The organism is Cryobacterium sp. GrIS_2_6 (genome assembly GCF_035984545.1).
Classification (GTDB): Bacteria; Actinomycetota; Actinomycetes; order Actinomycetales; family Microbacteriaceae; genus Cryobacterium.
Genome location: NZ_JAXCHP010000001.1, coordinates 2,999,070 through 3,020,676 on the forward strand (window position 1 = coordinate 2,999,070; position 21,607 = coordinate 3,020,676).

General features: G+C 63.0%; 14 protein-coding genes and 1 pseudogene. 9 read left to right on the top strand and 6 right to left on the bottom strand.

Annotated elements, in window-relative coordinates:
* Window positions 1-191: 191 nt before the first annotated feature.
* Window positions 192-611 (top strand): DUF1232 domain-containing protein, encoded by a 420-nt coding sequence (locus RCH22_RS14675; RefSeq protein WP_322136711.1) that lies wholly within the window; start codon window positions 192-194, stop codon window positions 609-611.
* A 96-nt stretch (window positions 612-707) separates the two neighbouring features.
* Here RCH22_RS14675 and istB read toward each other — a convergent pair whose 3' ends face one another.
* Window positions 708-1,526: an IS21-like element helper ATPase IstB gene (gene istB, locus RCH22_RS14680; RefSeq protein WP_322136712.1), complete on the bottom strand. Its 819-nt coding sequence runs from the start codon at window positions 1,524-1,526 to the stop codon at window positions 708-710.
* A complete protein-coding gene (gene istA, locus RCH22_RS14685) occupies window positions 1,523-3,196 on the bottom strand; it encodes an IS21 family transposase (RefSeq protein WP_322136713.1) in 1,674 nt (557 codons plus the stop codon). The genes istB and istA overlap by 4 nt, the downstream gene beginning before the upstream one ends.
* A gap of 141 nt (window positions 3,197-3,337) precedes the next feature.
* Here istA and RCH22_RS14690 point away from each other — a divergent pair.
* Window positions 3,338-4,327, top strand: a pseudogene (locus RCH22_RS14690) (IS110 family transposase); the annotation flags it as partial.
* Window positions 4,328-4,779: 452 nt separating this feature from the next.
* The gene (locus RCH22_RS14695; RefSeq protein ID WP_322136714.1) at window positions 4,780-5,340 is read left to right on the top strand and encodes a cysteine hydrolase family protein; all 561 of its coding nucleotides are present in this window, start codon (window positions 4,780-4,782) and stop codon (window positions 5,338-5,340) included.
* A 134-nt stretch (window positions 5,341-5,474) separates the two neighbouring features.
* On the opposite strand, the gene RCH22_RS14700 is transcribed toward RCH22_RS14695, so the two are convergent.
* The 3 genes from RCH22_RS14700 to RCH22_RS14710 all read right to left on the bottom strand — a co-directional run bounded on the left by RCH22_RS14700 (window position 5,475) and on the right by RCH22_RS14710 (window position 8,687).
* Entirely contained in the window at window positions 5,475-6,368 is an 894-nt protein-coding gene (locus RCH22_RS14700) for a carbohydrate ABC transporter permease (protein WP_322136715.1), read from the bottom strand.
* Window positions 6,365-7,177 carry a sugar ABC transporter permease gene (locus RCH22_RS14705; protein ID WP_322136716.1) on the bottom strand — a complete coding sequence of 271 codons (813 nt, stop codon included), beginning with the start codon at window positions 7,175-7,177 and terminating at the stop codon, window positions 6,365-6,367. Before RCH22_RS14705 ends, RCH22_RS14700 begins: the two co-directional genes overlap by 4 nt.
* 211 nt (window positions 7,178-7,388) lie before the next feature.
* Window positions 7,389-8,687: an extracellular solute-binding protein gene (locus RCH22_RS14710; protein ID WP_322136717.1), complete on the bottom strand. Its 1,299-nt coding sequence runs from the start codon at window positions 8,685-8,687 to the stop codon at window positions 7,389-7,391.
* A gap of 250 nt (window positions 8,688-8,937) precedes the next feature.
* Between RCH22_RS14710 and RCH22_RS14715 the strand changes: the two genes are divergently transcribed.
* The 5 genes from RCH22_RS14715 (at window position 8,938) to RCH22_RS14735 (ending at window position 17,666) form a co-directional block, all read left to right on the top strand.
* Window positions 8,938-9,141: a hypothetical protein gene (locus RCH22_RS14715; protein WP_322136718.1), complete on the top strand. Its 204-nt coding sequence runs from the start codon at window positions 8,938-8,940 to the stop codon at window positions 9,139-9,141.
* Between the two features lie 28 nt (window positions 9,142-9,169).
* Complete coding sequence (locus RCH22_RS14720; RefSeq protein ID WP_322136719.1) at window positions 9,170-10,285, top strand: LacI family DNA-binding transcriptional regulator; 1,116 nt, start codon at window positions 9,170-9,172, stop codon at window positions 10,283-10,285.
* A 35-nt stretch (window positions 10,286-10,320) separates the two neighbouring features.
* Window positions 10,321-12,819, top strand: a complete 2,499-nt coding sequence (locus RCH22_RS14725; protein ID WP_323508504.1) for a glycoside hydrolase family 2 protein — start codon at window positions 10,321-10,323, stop codon at window positions 12,817-12,819.
* Entirely contained in the window at window positions 12,816-15,254 is a 2,439-nt protein-coding gene (locus RCH22_RS14730; RefSeq protein WP_322136722.1) for a TIM-barrel domain-containing protein, read from the top strand. Before RCH22_RS14725 ends, RCH22_RS14730 begins: the two co-directional genes overlap by 4 nt.
* Before the next feature lie 519 nt (window positions 15,255-15,773).
* Entirely contained in the window at window positions 15,774-17,666 is a 1,893-nt protein-coding gene (locus tag RCH22_RS14735; RefSeq protein WP_322136723.1) for an ABC transporter ATP-binding protein, read from the top strand.
* Window positions 17,667-17,708: 42 nt separating this feature from the next.
* Here RCH22_RS14735 and RCH22_RS14740 read toward each other — a convergent pair whose 3' ends face one another.
* A complete protein-coding gene (locus RCH22_RS14740) occupies window positions 17,709-18,716 on the bottom strand; it encodes a LacI family DNA-binding transcriptional regulator (protein WP_322136724.1) in 1,008 nt (335 codons plus the stop codon).
* Between the two features lie 221 nt (window positions 18,717-18,937).
* On the opposite strand from RCH22_RS14740, the gene RCH22_RS14745 reads away from it, so the two are divergent.
* Window positions 18,938-21,556 (top strand): sugar-binding domain-containing protein, encoded by a 2,619-nt coding sequence (locus RCH22_RS14745; protein WP_322140450.1) that lies wholly within the window; start codon window positions 18,938-18,940, stop codon window positions 21,554-21,556.
* The last annotated feature ends 51 nt before the right edge of the window (window positions 21,557-21,607 follow it).

The window sequence follows — 21,607 nt, forward strand, 5'->3', positions numbered from 1 at the left end:
CCTATGGCTATGTCAACCCAAGTCGAACCCACCAGGGCAATCTAAGCCGGACCCACTTCGGGCGAAGCGGGGTGTCACGGGCAACCTAACCGGGACCCACCTCCACCTGTTGCGGTCATCCTCTGGGAGAATAGTGTCATGAGGATTTCCACCAATCCGAACGCCGGCGCAGTCCCTGAGGATTCGTAGTCGTGTCGGAGTGGTGGCAGGTTGTTGTCGGCGTCGTCGTCGGGCTGGTCCTGTTCTGGCTGGTGCTTGTCCTTGTGCTGTGGTTCGAGCAACGCAAACACTCGGGTCGTGCGTCGCTGCTGGATCTTCTTCGTCTCGCCCCGGACGTCGTGCGCCTGCTGAAGCGTCTCGCTTCAGACAGGTCCGTGCCGATCGGGGTCCGGATCTGGTTGGGCGTGCTGTTGGTGTATCTGATCTCGCCTATCGACCTCATCCCGGATTTCATCCCGGTGTTGGGATATGCCGACGACGCGTTGGTCGTAGCGATCGCTCTTCGCTTCGCGACCAGGCGCGCGGGCAGCGATTCCATCACGAAGCACTGGCCGGGGACCCCGGCTGGTCTGGCTGCTGTTCTGCGTCTGGCCGGGTTGCCCTCGTCCTGACTTCAGGTGGAACACCGCCCGGTCGGGCTCGTTCTGGTCAGCCCTCTCCGGTGAGCAGCCGTCGAACACGACGACTGCTTCTGTTGGCCAACGCCTTCAGACGGGCATCTGCTCTTGCTGTCTTTGCATGTGGGCGAGGCGGTAGGAGTCGGTGCCAGTTTCGATGATCGTCCCGCCGAAGGTGAGGCGGTCCACGATCGCCGCGCAAAGGCGGGGGTCGGTGAAGGTCTTCGTCCAGCCGGAGAATGACTCGTTCGACGCGATCGCGATCGAGTTGTTCTCTTCCCTTTCGGTGAGGACTTGGAAGAGCAGCTCGGCGCCTCGCCGGTCGAGTTCCATGTAGCCGAGTTCGTCGATCATGAGGAGGTCGACGCGGCCATAGCGGGCGATGGTGCGGGCGAGGTTCTTCTCGTCTGCGGCCTCGACCAGTTCGTTCACGAGCCGGGTCGCGAGGGTGTATTTCACTCGGAACCCTTTCTCTGCCGCCGCGGTTCCGAGGCCGATCAGCAGGTGTGATTTTCCGGTCCCGGAGTCCCCGATTAGGCAAAGAGGTTGGCCTTTCCGCACCCATTCTCCGGTGGCGAGGGTGTTGATCGTCGCGGGGTTGATGTTCGGGTTGGCGTCGAAATCGAAGTCGCCCAACCACTTGTCTCTGGGGAACCCGGCGGCCTTCACGCGGCGGACAGAGGAGCGTCGGTCGCGGTCATCACATTCGGCCAGCAGCAGTTCCGCGAGGAACCCTTGATAGGAGAGCTGTTCTTTCTCGGCTGCGGTCGTGGCCTCGTCGACGACGGCGCGAATCGTCGGCAGTCGAAGCTTTCGGCAGGCGCCGTCGATGGCAGCGTTCGCGGCTTCTTCAGTCAACCCTCGGCGGCGTCGGAGGGTGGTAGTGATGCTGGTGGTAGCCGAGGTCATGAGCCTGTTCCTTTCTGTCCAGCCGGGACGGCTGTGGGTGGGGTCGTGCGATCGGGTAAGCGCAGCAACTGGTCGTAGGCGAAAACGCTCGGCAACGGCCTGGTGTCAGCGGGAAGGCCAGCGATCACCGCGGCCGGGTCCGCGAGGCGGCGCTGGGTCAGACTGACGACCCGCCGCTCAGGGCCTCGAACTTCCTCGACCGGAGGACGACCTGTTCCAGCCAAGGCTTCGTGGCGACGGGCCTCGACCGCGACAACGTCCGCAGTGACAGCCCCGACCGTGAGCGCGGCCATGATCCCGCCGACGACGTCGTTCGTTGCCATTGTCCGGTGCAGCAGGAGAACATCGATCAGGGCCTTGGTGCCTCCCGCGTCACCGTCTGTTTTCCGGGCGGCAGCCCAGAATGCTTCATGCGCCGAGGTGAATGCGCCCGACGCCCGGGCGTGAGCCAGCGCTGTCGACCCGGGAAGGGCGCCGGGCTTGCGCTGGAGAACTTCGAGATAGTGGTCAAGGTTCACGCTCTGACCATGCAGAGCCACCACCCGCGGGTGCCGTGCGATCTCCGTGCGGCCGTCGAAGACGATCACCTCCGATGCCCGCAGCGCGACACGGACGGGCCGTCCGATGAACCGGGCCGGCACCGAGTAACTCGCCATCCGCACCCGGATCAGGCTCGACCGGTTCACCCGCGGAGTCAACGACAAACCAGGCTCGAACCGATCCGCGGTCACCGGAGCGAGCAGCGGTCGTTCGAGAGCGAAGTCCTGAGCGACAGTGCGGATTCGGTCGCTGATGCGCCGGTTCTCGTCGTCGAGATCCCAGCCACGGATCCGCTCATTCAACTGTTCAAGACAATCCACGACCGGCATCGGGGACAGGTGTGTGCGCCGGAACCGGCCGACTTCACCTTCGACGCCTCCTTTCTCATGGGCGCCTTCGATTCCGGGGTGGCAATAGAACGCGTCGAAACCGTAGTGCGACCGAAACAGCACCCAGCGGTCGTTCTCGGTGCGCTGCCGGCCCGTGCCGTAAATGACTTTCACGACCGCGTCCGTCAAGTTGTCGTAACGAATGTGCCGGGTCGGGATCCCGCCGATGTCCTCGAACGCATCAATGTGCCCCTCGAGGAACGCCTCCTGCGCCTGCGTTGGATAGACCCGGTGAATCGCTTTCCCCGAGTGGGATAGGCGGAAGGTGAACATGTGGCACTTCGTCTTCACTCCGGCCAAGATCACCCAGACCTCCCCGAAATCAACCTCCGCCTCGGCCCCTGGCGCGTGCTCCTGCGGGACGAACACCTCCTGCAGCCGGCCCGCGGCCGCATCGATCTCAGGGCGGCGCCGGCGGACATAGTTCCGGACCGTCGAATACGACAGATCCGTCGCACCATGCTCGTCCGCGAGGCGGGCGAAGACACGCCGTGCCGTGTGCTTCTGCTTCCTCGGTGCCTCCGTGTCCAGGCGGAGCATCTCGTCGATCACTCTCTTGAACGCGTCCAGCCGCGGTGCGGACCGGACCCGCGGTTTCCGTGGCAGCGGCTCCGCCTGCAGCAGGGCTTGCCGCACCGTTGGCCGCCCGACGCCATAACGTCGGGCCAACTCCCGGATCGAGACGCCCTCCACCCGTGCGTCACGCCGGATCTGCGCGAAAATTTCCACCCGAGACTCCATCCGAACCTCCACCCTGAGCAACCAGAAAACACGTTGCAACAACGGTGGAGGTGGGTCCCGGTTAGGTTGCCCGCGACACCCCGCTTCGCCCGAAGTGGGTCCGGCTTAGATTGCCCTGGTGGGTCCCAGTAACGCTGCCATAGTCACACCTACGCAGTCGTTACTGCCGCTACTGGCGCAGTCATTGACACCGCTTCATTTCCCACCACCGACGCTGGCACCGCCCGCGCGATCGCATGGATTGAGCGACGCTCGGATGGGCAGCAGCTTGCCGCTGTCGAGGGCACCGGCTCCTACGGAGCCACCGTGACTCGCGCTCTCACCACCGCGGGGATCCGCGTCTGCGAGGTCAAACCACCCAAACGGCAGGCCCGGGATGGTCACGGCAAAACCGACCAAATCGATGCCGTGGCTGCCGCCCGCACCGCGCTTGGCACCGATGCGACCGCGCTGATTCTGCCGCGCGCCGACGGGCTTCGCAGCGCCCTTCGAGTTCTGCTCGTCGCGAGACACAGTATCGATTCCCAACGCACCAGCGACCGCAACGACCGCAACGCGCTCCTGCGGATAATCAACCTGGGCCTCGACGTCCGCGCACCCCTGACCAACACTCAAGTCGACATCATCGCCGCATGGCGCGATCGCTCCAGCGATGACACTGCCGCTGCCGTCGCCCGATCTGAAGCCCGCAGGCTCGCCTCCGCGATCCACCAGCGCACTCGCGAGTTGGAAACGAATCACGCGGCCCTGTCAAAGCACGTCGACGAACTCGCTCCAGGCATCCAGGACATCCCCGGTGTCGGACCGTTCACGGCCGCTATCATCCTGACCGCTTATTCCCACCAAGGCAGAGTGCGCTCGGAAGCCGCCTTCGCGGCGTTGGCGGGCGTTAGCCCAATTCCGGCATCATCGGGAAATACGACCCGGCATCGCCTCAACCGCCACGGCGACCGTCAACTGAACCGAGCGCTCCACATCATTGCCCGCTGCCGCATGATCACCGACCCCACGACGAAAAGCTACGTTGACAGAAGAACCGCCGAAGGCAAGACCCGGCGAGAGATCCACCGCTGCCTCAAACGATTCATCGCCCGCAGCATCTATCGCTCACTGGCGACCCTTACTGCTTGACTTCAACCATAGAAGGGTCGTGTGATGTGTCTTTCTGTGAGGAACTTTGAACGGTTCTCACTGACCATCGCGCGATGGTTTCCGACGTTGTTAATCCAACGCCCCAAGAACCGGGAACTACACCCCTCCACGGGACGCAACCGGTTGTGGTGGCCTAATCTGCCCAGATGACTTCCCAGTGGGTGACCTGGGCCGCGGAGCACAGCGATCCCGGCCTGATGGTCGGTTGTGCGCGCAGCGAGCACTGCGGGACTCTCGGGCGCGTGGGGTGTGGCGAACCCTCCCCCAGTCAAGATCCCTTCGCAGGTCCGGATCGAGCGTGTTCGTGCAGACGGGTGTACAAAACGACAGGCCGACGCCGGCGCGTCGACCTGGTTCTCGTCGATCAGTTCCTGCCCGTGACGATAAGAGTCATGTGGGAAGATGGCACAAAAAAACGAAGCGGAGCAAATGTGAGCACTGGAATTGTGGTCATTGACATTCAGAACGACTACTTCCCCGGGGGTGCATATCCCCTCACCGGGAGTGAGTCCGCCGCGGTCATCGCCCGGGGCGTCCTCGACACGGCCCGTGCCACCGGCACCCCCATCATCCACTTCCAGCACCTCGCCACCGAACCGGATGCGACGTTCTTCGTCCCCGGGACCGCAGGGGCCGAGATCTACCCACTCCTGGCGCCGGTGGCGACCGAACACCACTTGACCAAAGGCTCCCCGAACGCCTTCATCGGCACCGGACTCGAACAGCTGCTCCGGGACGAGGACATCGAACACCTCGTCATCATGGGCATGATGAGCAGCATGTGCATCGACGCGACCGCCCGGGCCGCCCTCGACCTCGGGTTAGTCGTTACGGTCGTGCACGACGCCTGCGCCGCACCCGACTTCGAGTTCGAAGGCACCGAGGTTCCGGGGGCATCCGTCCAGGCCGCCTTCATGGCCACCCTCCGCGACGCGGGTGCCGACGTGCTCGCCGCCGCCGACCTCCACCTCGCTCCGATCTCGGCTCACTAGCGGCATCCTGCCCGGCCGGGTCGACAACGCGACACTACTCCGAGGCCAGCCCACCGCACGCGAGGCGCAACCAGCAGGCGGATCTTGCGAGCGTATATCTTGAACGACCTGGGCTATCCGCCGCACCGATCGTTTTACTTGGTGGCGCCCTGCGTGAAGCCGTTGTAGATGAATCGTTGCAGCACCAGGAAGACGATGACCGTGGGGATGATGACGAGCATTGTGCCCGCGGAGATGACTTCCCATTGGGCGCCGAAGGGCCCTTTGAACCGGAAGAGTGAGGTTGAGATGACACCCAGTTGTTGCGAGGGCATGTAGAGGAACGGGATGTAGAACTCGTTGTAGATCGCGATGCCCTTAATGATGACGACAGTGGCGATCGCGGGCTTGAGGAGCGGAAGGATGATCCGCCAGTAGATTACGAAACGGTTTGCGCCGTCTAGCATCGCGGCTTCGTCGAGTTCGCGGGGAATGGATTGCATGAATTGAACAAAAATGTAGATGGAGATGATGTCGGTCCCGAGGAAGAGCGCGATCGCCGCCCAATAGGTATTGAAAAGTCCAAGGTTATTGACCACCTGGAACGTTGCCACCTGGGTTGTCACTGCGGGAACGAGCGTCGCTAGCAGGAACATCATCAGGACGACCTTCTTGAATCGGAAGTCGAACCTATCGATTGCATACGCGGTCATGGTGCCGATGACGAGGGTTCCCAGCACGGAGATCACCAGGATGAAACCCGTGTTCGCGAAGCCTTGGAGCATGTGCCCCTTGTCTAGCGCAGTGGCGAAGTTGGCGAAGTTGAACCAGTTTTGGGGCAGGTCGGCCGGCCCCGAGTTTAGGTACTCGTTCTTCGTTTTGAACGCGGTCATGAACACGACGCCTAGCGGCAGCAGGGTGACGATTGCAGCGACGACGAGGGTGAGGTACTTCAGTGTCGTCATGACTGCCGCCCGAAGGCGGTGGTTGGGGAGCACCGGAGTAGCGCCGTGCTTCTGCGCTACTGGCGTGGTTTTCAGTTCGGTCATGAGATGTTTACCTCATCGTCTGGTACCAGCTTGCGCTGGACGTAGGTGACTATCAGCACAATCAGGAGCAGGATGACTGCCATCGCCGACGCAAGCCCGACGTGCCGGAAGGTGAAGGCTTGCTGAATGGTCGTGATCACGAAGGTCGCGGTGCCGTTGGCACCGCCCGTCATGATGAACGGGATCTCGAAGACTGCGAGGCTTCCCGAAATGGCGAGGATGAATGACAGGCTGATGATGCGCTTGATCCCCGGCATGATGATGAATCGGAACTGCTGCCATTTGTTGGCGCCGTCGAGGTCAGCCGCCTCATACAGTTGCGCGGGAATCGACTGGATCGCTCCCAGGAAGAGAACGAAGTTCAGTCCCGTGTACCGCCAGACGGATGTCCCCGCGAGCGAGAAGTTCGCGACGTCGGGGTTGCCGAGCCACTGGGTGGTCAGCTGCGCCAATCCGAAGTTTTTCAGGATTAGGTCGAGCGTTCCGCCGGGCTGGAAGAAATACAAGAAGACGAGGCCGATTGCGACTCCGTTGATCAGGTAGGGAAAGAACAGCACTCCTTTGAAGAAGTTCCGGAATCGCGTCTTGAAGCTGAGGATTGTCGCGAAGTAGAGGGCAAGGCCCATCTGCAGGATAGAAGCGCCGACATAGAACAGGCTGACGTAGAAGACGTTGAAGATGGTCGGATCACTGAAGATTTGACCGTAGTTGTCGAGTCCGACCACCTGCTGGACCTTTGAGATGCCATTCCACGAGGTGAAGCTGTACCAGATCATGTTCACGACGGGGATGTAGGTGAACGTGATCAACAGCCCGAGTGGTGCGAGCAGGAAAAGCCACGGTGTGACCCATTTCGGTCGCTGGCGCCAAGGGGCATTCCTGCCGACGCCCGCGGCCGGGATGGTCGCCGTTAAGGGGGGAACACCCCCGGTAGTGCCGGCTAAGCCGGTCAATTGAGACATTGTTGTCTGCTTTCCGGAGGTGTTGCCCCCTGCGGTGCGATCGTGCGATGAGGGAGTGTTACTTGCCGGCCTTGGCCTTGGCGGCCGCCCACCGCTGGTTGAGCTCGTCGAAGTACGAGTTCATGTCGCCCTTCGCTGCCCCGCGGGCAATGTCTACGAGCTTCTGGCGATAGACCTGACCGAAGAGGTCGATGTTCGCGCCGTTGTAGATGTCGGAATCGACCGTGGCTTGGTCCGTCGGTGCCGGCGTCAATTCGAGGTATTGCACATCAGCCTTCGTGAAGTCCGCCAGTGTTGACGGGTTCTCGCTGCCGACCTTCGGAGTGATTGCACCCTGGCTGGCGGCAAATCCGGAATCGTTGGTGAACCAGTCGATCCAGGCCCGCGCGGCGGCCTTGTGCGTGGAATTGATGTTGATGGCGTTCTTGAAGTCCCCCGCGATGACAGAGTGGAACTTACCGTCGACCTGGTGCGGGAACGGCATGTAGCCGATGTCCGCAGGATCGGCTCCGGCATCCTTTGCGGCCTTCTGGAACTGGACGATGGCCCAGGACCCGAGTGCCATCGTGCCAACCTTTCCGGTTGCCAGCAGACCTTTCGAGCCTTCCCAGCTTGTGGTTAGCGGGTCCGGTTCGGTGAGCTTGTTACTCACCGCATTGAAGAGCAGGGAATCAATGAGGTACTGGTCGCTCCCTGCGGACCAGGGTGCGTCCGACTTGTCCATCGTCTGTACGATTTCCTTATCGCCCGACGTGCCGCGGAACCCCTGCCACTGGCCGAGGGGCCAGCCGTCTTTATAGTTCGTGTAGAGCGGAATCGCTGCACCCTTGGCCTGGATAGCCTTGAGGTCGGTGATGAACTCTTCGGGAGTCTTGGGGTTGGTCGTGACTCCGGCATCCGCCCAGGTCTTCTTGTTGTACACGAAACCGTTGGCCCCACCGAAGGTGGGCAGACCGTACACAGTCCCGTCGAACGCCTGCTCGGCGATAAAGCGATAGTCCTTCGCCATGTCGGTGACCTTGCCGAGAGGTTCGAAGAAGTTCGCGAGCTGATCCTTGGTGACCGACGCCGGGATACCGAGGACGTCGCCATAGTCCTTCGTTCCAAGCCGGGTGGTCACTTCGCTCTCGTAGTCAGTGATGGCCTCGAAGGTCACTTTGACGTCGGGGTACTTCTTCTCGAATGTGGCCTTGTAGTCTGCGAACACGGTATCGACAAGGTCGGTACGATTCGTCAGGACCGTGATATCGCCGGTCGGATTGCCCGAGGAATCCGTTGCCGTGGTGCCGCCGGAACTACAACCGGCGAGCATCATCGCGGCTACGACTACGCCCGCAACGCCTGTGATGTGCTTCATTGCCATCTCTGGATCTCCAATGTTGGTGCGTCAATGGACGAGCGTGACCGGTGAACGCTGTCGTCAGCTTCATCCAACCAACCGCGCTCTCGGCGCGAACGGATTAGTCCCGGCCTGACGCGATCAGTGAGCACAGCATATCAGCGTTGACACAAGAGTCAATGTAATTTTCGGAGCCAGCGGCGGGACCGTTATAGCGTGTTTAAACCGCCGCTCGCATACCGCTCGATCCCGGTACCCTCCAATAGATTTGACAACCCAGGTCGGTTTAAATTTATCGCTTGATCAGCAATTTGCAGTGTTCAGTATTGAGCTAAATTTGCGCGCTTGGAGTGCACTGTCGGATTACGCAACCGCGCAAGTGCCTATTCGTCTGCCATTTTTCAATGAAAAACACCCCGCGGAATTAGTGCTCTATGGCCTGTCGCGGGAAAATTTGTCAGCGCTGACATGAAGTAGTGACGCCGTGCTACGGTTGCGTCATGATCGAGCCGGAGTCGTCATCAGTCGCGCGTGCACCGTCGGTACCCCTGAGGCACGATCCCGGCTCCGTGTTGCGGGATCTTGCCGCCCTCCCCCAGTCGCGAGCGACACTCGCCGATGTGGGTCGCCTCGCCGGCGTGAGCGCAAAGACCGTTTCACGCGTCGTGACGGACAGTGGCAGTGTCTCCGTCGCGACCAGGGACCGGGTCCTCTCCGCCGCGCAAACACTCCGATTCCGCCCCAACCATCTGGCCAGAAGCTTGCGTCACGGAAGCGTCACGGATACCGTCGCCTTCGTCATCGGCGATCTCGCGAACCCCTTTTATGTCAAGGTCGCTGCGGGTGTCGAGGAGGAGCTTGCACAGCACGAGCTCATGATGATCTTGGCGGCCACTCACGACGACCCCCAGAGCGAGCGGAAGGTTGTCGAGAATCTGCTCAAGCACCGAGTTCGCGGGCTTCTGATGGTGCCGATCGCCGATGATCAGGCCTACCTCGAAAACGAACGCCAGCTCGGCACGCCGGTTGTCTGTATCGACCGTCCCGCCCGCAACCTCATCGCCGATGCCGTGGTCCTAGACAACTTCCGGGGCACAGTGGATGCCACGCGAAGTCTGCTGCAGGCAGGTCACCGGCGGATCGGATTCGTGTGCAGTCCCGCCGAGCTCTACACCCACCAGGAACGCCTGCGCGGTTTTCGCTCGGCCATGAGAGAAGGCGGCGTCTCCGACTCCGTCCACTGGGAGCGCCTTGAACCCGTCACGGGACGAAGCGAAGAGGAATCGGTGCGGGAACTGCTCGCACTGCCAGACCCGCCAACGGCCATCATCGCGGGGAACAACCGGGCGAGCGCTGGCGTGATTCGGGAGCTAGGACGACGGTTCCAAGAGTTCGCGTTCATCGGCTTCGACGACTTCGATCTCGCTGATGCCTGGGGCATCAGCGTCGTGACCTACGACCCGGCCGAGCTTGGCCGCCAAGCCGTGAGGCTCATGATGCAGCGGCTCCAGGATCGACTCGGGCCCCCGGTGCGGGTCGATATCCCCACACACGTCGTCCAGCGCGGGTCGGGGGAGTATCCGCCGCGGGCCGCCGCGCACGTTCCGCACTTGTAAGAGAACTACCTGTACGAGCAATAGGGAGAGACACTGTGCACCGCACACCGCTAAACGACAATTGGACCCTGAACCTGATGGCTGGCCCTGTCCCCGAAGGTCTTCCGCGGGACATTCCGGCGACCGTTCCAGGGACCGTGCACACTGACCTGCTAGCGCGGGGCTTGATCCCGGACCCGTATCTCAACACCAACGAGAACGCGGTGAAGTGGATCGGAGAAACCGACGTACGCTACCAAACCTCGTTCGCCTTCACCGACGAGGGCCACGAACGCGTCGACCTCGTTGCCGAGGGCCTGGACACGGTTGCAACCGTAACGTTCAACGGCGCGCTCGTTGGAGAGACCAAGAACCAGCATCGGTCCTATCGCTTCGACGTGCGTTCATTGATCCGCGCGAGCAGCAACGAACTGACGGTCGATCTCGCTTCACCCCTCCGCTCTGCGCGCGAATCGGAGCTACGGATCGGTGCCAAACCGCTGGTCGCCGATGCGCTGCCCTATAACGCCCTGCGCAAGATGGCGTGCAACTTCGGCTGGGACTGGGGGCCCACACTCACGACCTCAGGGATCTGGCGGCCCCTCTACCTGCACCAATGGTCCGTCGCCCGACTGGCACAGGTCATTCCTCGAGTCAGCGTGGATTCCGACGGTGGCGGTCTCGTCGAAGTCCACGTCGAGCTCGAACGTACCGACCTCGAATCTGCTGCGCATACCGAGCTGCTCCTCGAGGCCATTCTCACGGCCCCCGACGGAACCGCGGTGCACACGAGCGGGACAGTTGAACGGTCCTCCTCCGTCCTCAGCCTCAAGATTGATAATGCGGAACTATGGTGGCCGAGGGGCTACGGCGACCAACCGCTCTACCACCTGGACGTGCGAGTGTCCCGGGACGCCGAGGAACTCGACACCTGGACGCACGATGTCGGGTTCCGCACGGTCGAGGTGCGGATGAATCCCGACGACTTCGGCACCGGTTTCGAATTCCACGTCAACGGGCAATTCGTCTACATCAAGGGCGCGAACTGGATCCCTGACGATTGTTTCCTGCCCCGCGTGACCCGGGACGACTATGAACGCGGGGTTCGCGACGCCGTCGAGGCCAATATGAACATGCTCCGCATCTGGGGTGGCGGTATCTACGAGAGCAACGACCTTTACGACATCTGCAACCGGGAGGGGATTCTGTTGTGGCAGGACTTCCTGTTTGCTTGCGCGATCTACTCGGAGGCCCCGGAGATGTGGGCCGAAGTCGAAGCGGAGGCTCGTGAGAATGTCGCCCGTCTTGCCCCAAACCCCTCCCTTGTCTTCTGGAACGGCAGCAACGAAAACATCGAGGGTTACTTCCACTGGGGTTTCAAGGAGCGGATGCAGGAGGGCGAGACCTGGGGACGCGGCTACTACGACGACCTACTCCCGAGTATTTTGGCCGAACTCGACCCCGGGCGTGGCTACCTCCCGTCGACTCCATTCTCCCCCGCCGATTACGCCGATCCTCGCGATCCAAACCACGGCCCTGTGCACAGCTGGAAGGTCTGGTTCAGCGAGGACTACCTGACCTACCGCAACTCGGTGCCGCGTTTCGTCGCCGAATTTGGTTTCCAAGGTCCCGCCGACTACTCAACCCTCACGAGCGCCATTGACGACGACCCTATGCTGCCGGATTCCCCCGGCATGGCCGCCCACCAGAAGGCGGTCGACGGCAATGGCAAGCTCGACCGCGGCTATGCACTGCACCTGCCTGCACCCACGACCTTCGACGACTGGCACTTCGCGACCCAGCTGAACCAGGCCCGCGCAATCTCCTGCGGCGTCAAGCACTTCCGTTCGCATTCCCCGCGCACTTCCGGCTCGCTGGTCTGGCAACTCAACGATTGCTGGCCCGCTATCAGCTGGGCGGCCGTCGACAAGGCTGGCAGACGCAAGCCGCTGTGGTACGCACTGCGGGCACTCAACGCGCCCCGCCTGCTCCTAGTCCAGCCCCGAGGCGCCGGCCTCGCCCTCATCGTGAGCAACGACAGTCCCCATGCTTGGACGGGTACCGTCGCCGTCCGGCGCCTGAGCCTCACCGGAACAGAGCTCGCCGCCGAGCACCTTCGGTTCAACGTGGCTTCACGTACCAACCAGACCATCCTCCTCTCCGAGTCCCTGACGGTGCCTGCAGACGCACGGAACGAGCTCATTGTCGCCGAGGCGGATGCTTCCGCCCGTGCATTCTCCTACTTCGTCGAAGACGTCGAGTTGAGCCTGCCCCAGGCGGAGTTCAGCACCACGGTCGAGCGTGAGGACGTCGGATATTCCCTCACCGTCACCGCCAACAATTTCGTGAAGGACATCGTGCTAAATCCGGATCGCCTCGACCCGATGGCCACGGTGGACGAGATGCTCGTGACCCTGCTACCCGGCGAGAGTCACCGATTCCTCGTCCTCAGCGGCGAAGAACTGCCCGTCGATGATCTCACCACCCGACCGGTTCTCCAGAGCGCGAACAACCTCCGGCACCCCGCCGCCCTCACCCAGAAAGGGACCGTATGAAGATTCAGGCTCATCACAGTGAAGCGGATGGCGTGGTCATTGTCACATCAACCGGGCGGCTGAAAGTGCAGCGCCTCGGTGAGCAAGTAATGCGGGTCGTCTTCACGGGTCGACCGGTCTTCGGCTCCGATGAGAGCCTCATGGTGGTCGGCGGTAACGAGCGATCGGCTCCGGACGTCGCCGATTCCGCCGATCAGCTGGTGCTCTCCATTCCCCGGCTGCGGCTCGTCATCGACAAACAGTTCGGCGCGTTCACCTGGACCGACGAGACCGGGCGACTCCTGTTCCGTGAGCCGCACGATCGCGCGGACACGAAAGTGCTTGAGGAGATCGACGTCCTGCGTTCCGTCTTCTCCGAAGACACCGTGATCACCACCGCACTCGGCGCCGACGGCGAGAAGTCCGTCGTGGGCCAGACGAAGCAACTGGTCGACCGCCAGGCGTACTCGACGAAGCTCCGACTTGAGTTCAGCGACGGCGAGGCCCTCTACGGGCTCGGCCAGCATGACGAGGGCGTCTTCAACTATCGCGGTCACCACGAGGACCTGTACCAGCAGAACATGAAGATCGTGGCGCCCGTGCTCGTCTCGACGCGGGGCTACGCCATCATGTGGGACAGCCAGGCTCTCGCCTCTTTCCACGATGACCAGGCCGGGAGCTACTTCTGGACTGAAGTCGATGACGAGATGGACTTTTACGTCATTGCAGGCCCCGAACTGGATGACATCGTCCACCACATCCGCACCCTGACCGGAGGGGCTCCGATGCTTCCTCGCTGGTCCCTTGGCTACATCCAGTCCAAGGACCGGTACGAGAACGCCGACGAGCTCCTCGACATCGTCCGCGAGTACCGGCGGCGGGATATCCCCCTCGACTGCATCGTGCAGGACTGGAAGCACTGGCCGGAGGGACTCTGGGGACAGAAGTCGCTGGACCCTGACCGGTACCCCGACCCGACACGGCTGATCGAAGAGCTGCACGATCTCGGCGCGAAGCTGATGGTCTCCATCTGGCCGAACATGCAAAACGACGGACCCAACCAGGCCGAGTTCCGTGCCCACGGGGAGCTCCTCGGCGACGGCTCCACCTACGATGCGTTCGACGCGGATGCCAGGGCCCGGTATTGGAAGCAGGTGAACGAGGGCTACTTCAGCCACGGCGTCGACGCGTTCTGGGCAGACTGCACCGAACCGTTCGAGGGCGACTGGAAGGGGATCGTTAAACCGGAGCCCTGGCAGCGCCTGCTCATCAATGCCGGCGAGCTGAAGAAGTACCTCGACCCGGAGCACATCAACGCCTATTCACTCCTGCACTCCGAAGGACTCTACGAGGGCCAGCGAGCCGCCGGCAACGACAAACGTGTGTTCTTGCTCACACGCTCGGGCTTCGTCGGCCAGCAACGCTACAGCGCGGTCACCTGGTCCGGCGACACCTCGGCGACTTGGTTAGCCTTGCGACGGCAGATCTCCGCCGGGCTCAACCTGTGCGTCACAGGCACCCCATACTGGACATTCGATATAGGCGCTTACTTCGTCACCCCGGGCCCGCTGTGGTTCTGGGAGGGTGACTTCGCGGAGGGCAGCGCCGACCTAGGCTACCGGGAACTCTACGTCCGGTGGCTGCAGATGGGCACCTTCCTGCCCATCTTCCGCTCCCACGGCCGGGACACGCCCCGCGAACCGTGGCGGTTCGGTGACGTGGGAGACGCCAGCTACGACACCATCTGCGCCTTCATCCGCTTGCGCTATCGACTACTCCCCTACCTGTACTCGCTCAGCGGCTGGACAACCCAGCGCGACTACACCCCGATGCGTTCGCTCGTCTTCGACTTCCGCCACGACCCGCGGGTGTACGACGTCGACGATGAGTTCATGCTCGGCCCGTCGCTCCTGATCTGCCCCATCACTGAGCCGATGTATTTCGGCCCTGATTCGGAGCCCGTACAGGGACGCCCCACCACCCGGTCGGTCTATCTCCCGTCCGGCTGCAACTGGTACGACTTCTGGACCTCCGAGCGCTTCGAGGGCGGCCAGACCATCGAAGTCGCCGCGTCACTGGAGACGATCCCCGTCTTCGTGCGGGCCGGCAGCCTACTGCCCCTTGGACCCGCGGTCCAGCACACCGGCGAGAATGTCTTCGGCCCCCTGGAGGTGCGGATCTACCCCGGCGCCGACGTAACCTTCGATCTCTACGAGGATGCCGGTGATGGCTACGGCTACGAGAACGGCGAGTTCAGCACCATGACTCTGCGATGGTCGGAATTGGAGCGGACGCTCATCGTCGACGCCAGAACCGGCAGCTTCCCCGGCATGCCCGCCACCCGCGCGATCATCCCCATCTTCATCGGCGAACCGACCAACAACGCGCCAACATCGACGGACATCGCCCTCCAGATCGCCTATGTCGGCCAGGAGCTACGCACGATCCTGCGCTGAAAGACCGGCACGCGCGCCCCCGCGGGCGCGCGTGCCTTCAGTATGACAACAATGTAAGCCAAACCGCAATCAATGACTACGCTGTCATTTTGTAGAAAGCCCATGAAAGACCGTAAAAAACTCTCACAATGTTCTATGAGACAAAACAAGTGTCCACCTTGACATGTAGGATTCGGTGGCCTCAAATAGGAGGTAGCCGCAACGAGGCGGCTCCAAGGAGGTCCACCCCGGGCCGCGACGTGAGCCAAGTCACCTCGGTCCGCGACGTGGTCCTCTTTGTCAATGCCGGCACCACCGTGATGGATCGACTCGCCGTGATCTAACCGGGCGCGGGACTCCGTTCCAAACGCGGGCGCTAGGCTTAACCTGATCACCCGCCGAGGCCGGACGCCGTGGCCGGACGCCGGGGTGTGGCGGTACCCCGGCGAAGCCGGTTTTCTCCAAGAACCTCATCGACAGACGCTCGGATCACCGGGCGACTGTCCCGTAGGCCGCCCGCGCGGCCCTGAAAGCTGCGCCATGAGTGCCACCAATCCCCGCCCGACTGCGATCGAACTCGAGGTCGTGAAGTCCGAACCGCTGCGGTCGTTCCTGAGGCTACTGCGGCCCTACCGCATCCGGCTGTGGTTCGCCGCGCTTGCGTTTCTTATCAAGGACTCTCCGATGTGGGTGCTTCCGCCGCTCACTGCGGCGATCATCGATCTCGTCGTGCGCCGCGGATCGCTGGATTCCCTGTGGGTCTTCGCGGCATTCATCATTGCGTTACTGGCGCTCAACTATCCGTTCCACATGATCTTCGTGCGTGGTTCCAGCCTTGCCACCCGATCGATGGCCGCCGACCAGCGCAATGCACTTACCGAACAGATGCAGCGCCTCTCCATTGGCTTTCACAACCGCCACAGCGCCTCGATCGTGCAAAGCAAAGTCGTACGCGACGTCGAAAATCTTGAACTAATGATGCAACAAGCCTTACCAACCGTACTGTCGACCGTGTTCACCCTGGCCGGCGCCGTAATCGTCACAGCGATCTCAGTTCCCGCCTTCGTCGGGGTGTTCGCCGTGACCGTGCCCGTGGCGGCCATACTCGTACGCTGGATCCGCTCCCGAGCGGCCATCCGCAACGAGACCTTCCGCCACGAGGTCGAACGATTCTCGACCGGCATCGGCGAAATGGCCGCCCTCATCCCGATCACCCGGGGCCACGGGCTCGAGGCCGTCGCCGCCGAACGGGTCGCCGGGCAGGCCGAGAGCGTGAGCATCGCCGGGCAACAGCTCGACACCCTCAACGGCCGGTTTGGAGCCTTTTCTTGGGTCTCTTACCAGGTACTCGGGGTCGCGTGCCTGGTCGGAGCCGCCGCGGCGTCAATAACCCAGGTCATCTCCATCACGCCGGGACAGGTCGTACTGCTCAGCACGTACTTCACCATCCTGACCGGTGGAATCGTTGCCCTCCTCAATGTGGCTCCGGTGCTCACTCGCGGGCTCGAATCAATGCGTTCCATCGCCGAGGTCATGCAGGACCCTGACGTCGAAGTCAACGAGGGCCGTACCCGCGTCGACAAGGTTGAGGGCACGATCAAGCTCGACCACGTGAGCTTCAGCTATCCCGGTGGCCGGCCTGCGCTCACCGATATCTCCCTGTCTATCCGGGCCGGCGAGACAATCGCGCTCGTCGGACCCTCGGGCTCGGGAAAGTCGACGCTGCTTAATCTCATCCTCGGGTTCGTGCGGGCCGGAAGCGGACAGGTGCTGCTGGACGGCGTCGACATGAACAGCCTCGACATGCGCAGTGCACGCTCGTTCGTTTCAGTCGTGCCGCAGGAGTCGGTGTTGTTCGAGGGCAGCATCCGCGACAATGTCGCCTATGGGCTCACGGGCATCACCGACGACGGCATCCTCAAAGCCCTGCGCGGCGCGAATGCTCTCGATTTCCTGAACCTCGGCCCAACGGGAGCGAATGTTACGGACGCCGTGGGCGGGTCGTCGAACCAAGAATCCCCGCATCCGCCCACCGGAATTATCCATGGTCTCGGGCTTGTGACCGGGCGCATCACCGTCCCGATGCCCACCGGCCTCGATCGGATCATCGGCGACCGCGGCTCCGGACTCTCCGGCGGCCAGCGCCAACGGTTGGCGATCGCTCGCGCCCTCGTCCGCGATCCGCGCATCCTCATTCTGGACGAGCCGACGAGCGCCCTGGATGCCGATTCCGAAACAATGGTCAAGGACGCCCTCGCCACTCTCTTCCGCGACCGCACGACCATCATCGCTGCCCACCGACTGTCGACCATCCGCACGGCCGATCGGATTGCGTACCTCGAGAACGGTCGCATCGTCGAACTTGGAACCCACGACGAGCTCATGAACCTCGGCAACCGGTACGCCCACATCGTCTCGCGTCAGACGACCTGAGAACGTATCCCCGTCCGTTTGGGACGAGTGCGTGGCGGCGGGTCAGGTCGGCGGGCTGATCTCGCCTGAACCGCGGTGAATGAGGCGGGTCGGAATTTCGATCTGCCGGATGAAGCTGGTCGGGTCCTCGAGACGGTCGAGTGCGAGACGCGCGGCCGCTCTCCCGATCTCCCTGGTGTCGTAGGCGACGACGGTGATGTCCAGCGCATCGGCAAGGTCAAAATCGTCAAAACCAATGAACGCGACCCGCGGCTCTCGACCGCGGAGCACGCGAAGCGCTCCCGAGCTTGCCCGGTTATTCCCCGTCACAAGCGCAGTGGGCGGGTCGGCCTGATCAAACAAACTCGCGACGGCACTCTCTGCAGATACGGCCGGGTCGTCGTTGCACCTTTCGTATCGCGCGTTGTCGGCGATCCCGGCTTCGGCAAGGGCTTCACGATAGCCCGCGAGCCGCTCGCGCAAGGTGTAGATGGCGGAGGGGTTGCTCACGAATCCGATCTTTCGGTGACCGAGCTTAATGAGGGAACGCACGGCTTCCCGCATTCCCTCTCGGTTCTGGAGCACGACGGAGTCGGCCAGCAGATTGCTGGCAGGTCGGTCGACACTCACGATCGGGGTGCCCAATTGGCGTTCCCCATCGAGGTAGGACTGGTCAGCCGCGATCGGAATCAGCAGAAGCGCACGCACGCGCTGGGCGAGCAGGGAATCAACGACACCCTCCTCACTCTCGGCCGAGTCATCTGTCGAAGAGAGCACCATAGTTAACCCGTTGTCGGCCAGTTCGCGCTCAATCCCGGCCGCAACGTGGAAATAAAACGGGTTTGTGATGTCGCCGATCACGAAGGCTACCGTGTTGGACACCCCACCGTGGCGGAGACTGCGCGCGAGGACATTCGGCCGGAACCGCAATCGCTTCGCCGCGCTCAACACCCGCTCCCGGGTGACCGCACTCACGATGCCGTCTCCGGAGAAAACCCGCGACACTGTCTTCGAACTCACATCGGCCAACCGGGCAACATCGGCCAGGGTCGCTCTCGCTTGCGTCGTCATACTATCTCCCCAGTCGGCCACGAGTAGTCTAGCAAGTGCTCTATGTCAAGGTGAGACACAGGCCTCGGAACCTACGTGAACGCAAGCGGCTCTTAAGCCACATTTTACGAGAGATATCATGCCCGGATTTCCGCCAATGCTACACTCGAAAAACCAGAGACAGCGTTGACATTTCGAGGTTGGTTGCTGTCCCTCACCAACAAGTCTGGAGTCACCGCTCAATGTCCGCCACCGCACAGACCATCGCCGCTCCGATTCTCCGCCATCCGTTTCGCCGCCCCCTCGGCGTCGATTGGACCGTGACTGCCCAGGGCGGGCCGGTGCCCCCGAACATTGGCCTACGTGCGATCCCGGCGACCGTTCCGGGATCGGTGCACACCGACCTCCTTGCGGCCGGGCTCATCCCCGACCCCTACCTCGACGGCAACGAAAAACTGCTCGGCTGGATCGGCCTCACCGATTGGCGTTACACGACCACCTTCGTTTGGCAGCCGGGCTCCACGACCCAGTCCGAGATCGTCTTCGACGGCCTCGACACGATCGCGTCCATCTTTGTCAATGGAAACCGGGTCGGAACCACCCGCAACATGCACCGCAGCTACCGGTTCAACCTGCGCCCGTACGTCAGGGCAGGGCTCAACGAAATCGACGTGTTCTTCGCGTCGCCGATCCGGGCCGCCGACGCAGCGAGCCTCCAGCTCGGATACCGTCCGCACGTTAACCACCACCCCTACAATGCAATCCGCAAGATGGCGTGCAGCTTCGGCTGGGACTGGGGAATCGACACCTCGACCTCGGGGATCTGGCGCCCAGTCTCCCTCGAAGAATGGTCGACTGCCCGGATCGAGAGCATTCGGCCGATCGCGACCGTCGACACGGTCGATCCAGCGGATACCGTAGCCGGCACCGTCCGCGCAGCCGGCACAGTCGCCGTGAACGTCGAGGTTGCACGGGCGAGCGATGTCCGGCTCCTCATTACGGCATCCGTCGACGGCATGTCGGGCACCGCAATCCTCGAGGCCGGCGACACCACTGCCCTCGTGACCCTGCACGTCACGGACGTGGCTCTGTGGTGGCCGCGCGGCTACGGCGAACAACCGCTCTACGACGTCGACGTCACCCTCAACACCCATCACGGCGATGATGACGGATACGACGAGGTGATCGAGCTCGACGCTGCGACGAAGCGCGTGGGATTCCGCACGGTGGCGTTTGAGACGACCCCCGATACCACGGGCACCCCGTTCACGATCGTCGTCAACGGGCAGCCCATTTTCGTGCGCGGCGCGAACTGGATCCCCGACGACGCCTTTCCGCACCGCGTCGACCGGACCCGTTACCTCGCCAGGATCGAACAGGCCGAGTTCGCGAACCTGAACCTGCTGCGAGTCTGGGGCGGCGGAATCTTCGAGGCTGACGACTTCTACGAGCTGTGCGACGAGCGCGGCATGCTGACCTGGCAGGACTTCCTGCTCGCCTGCGCTGCCTATGCGGAAGAGGAGCCGTTCTTCAGCGAAATGGAGGCGGAGGCGCGCGACAACGTCGCGAGGCTCGCCGCGCATCCCTCGCTCGTCGTGTTCAACGGGAATAATGAGAACCTCTGGGGCCACGAAGAGTGGAACTGGAAGAAACGCCTCGACGGTAAAACCTGGGGCGAGACGTACTACTACGAGCTGTTCCCGGCGATCGTCGCCGAGCTAGCCCCCCACGTGGGTTACACGCCAGGTAGCCCCTTTTCCCCCGGTGACGCCGACGGTCTCGGCCGCTCCGGTGCCCACTCCCCGAACGACCCCGATCTCGGCACCATGCATATCTGGGACCTCTGGAACCTGCGCGACTACCCCGACTACCGCGCGTACACCCCGCGGTTCGTCTCCGAGTTCGGCTGGCAGGGCCCGCCGACCTGGTCGACGATGACCGAGTCGATCAGCGACGCGCCGCTCACCCCCGAGTCCCCCGGCATGCTCGTGCACCAGAAGGCAATGGACGGCAACGTCAAGCTCACCGATGGCCTCCTCGCGCACTTTCCGCTGCCGGAGGACATCGACGATTGGCACTGGGCGATGTCGCTCAACCAGGCGCTTGCGGTCCAGACGGCGATCGAGTACTTCCGGTCGCTGCAGCCGCACTGTATGGGCTCCATCGTCTGGCAGCTCAATGACTGCTGGCCGGTGACAAGCTGGGCCGCCGTCGACGGGTACGGGCGGGCCAAACCGCTGCTCTATGCGCTCCGCCACGCCTACACCGACCGGCTCGTAACCGTGCAGCCGCAGCGCTCCAGCGCGGACGTCGACGGTCTTACGGACCGCAGCGTCGACGGGGGCATGGGCCTTTCGACCGTCCTCGTCAACGACTCGAGCGAGCCCTGGTCGGGCGAGCTCAGGGTGCGTCGACTCACGTACGCGGGGATCCTGCTGGCCGAACACACCGAACAGATCACCCTGCCCCCGCGGTCCACAGTGTCCGTGCCGCTACCAGCATCCATTTCCGCGGCGACGGATGCGGCGGCGGAGCTCATCCGCGCCGACCTCGGCGGAGTGCGCGGCCACTGGTTCTTCGCGGAGGCCCGCGACACCCGGCTCGACGCGCCTGCGCTCGGGACTGCCCTCGAGCAGGTCCCCGGCGGGTACCAGCTCACCGTCACCGCGGCAAGCCTCACCCGCGACCTCGCACTTCTCGTCGACAAGGTCGACCCGGCCGGAACGGTCGACGACATGCTCGTAACCCTCCTTCCAGGCGAGAGTGTCGTGTTCGCCGTCACGTCGACTCTCGATCTCGACATCGCAGGGCTCTCAGCTCCGGCCGTGCTCCGCAGCGCGAACCAGCTGGTTCTGCCGTGACTGGTAACGAGGGCGGAATGGGCGTTCCCGGGGCCGCGCCCGCAGCTGCCG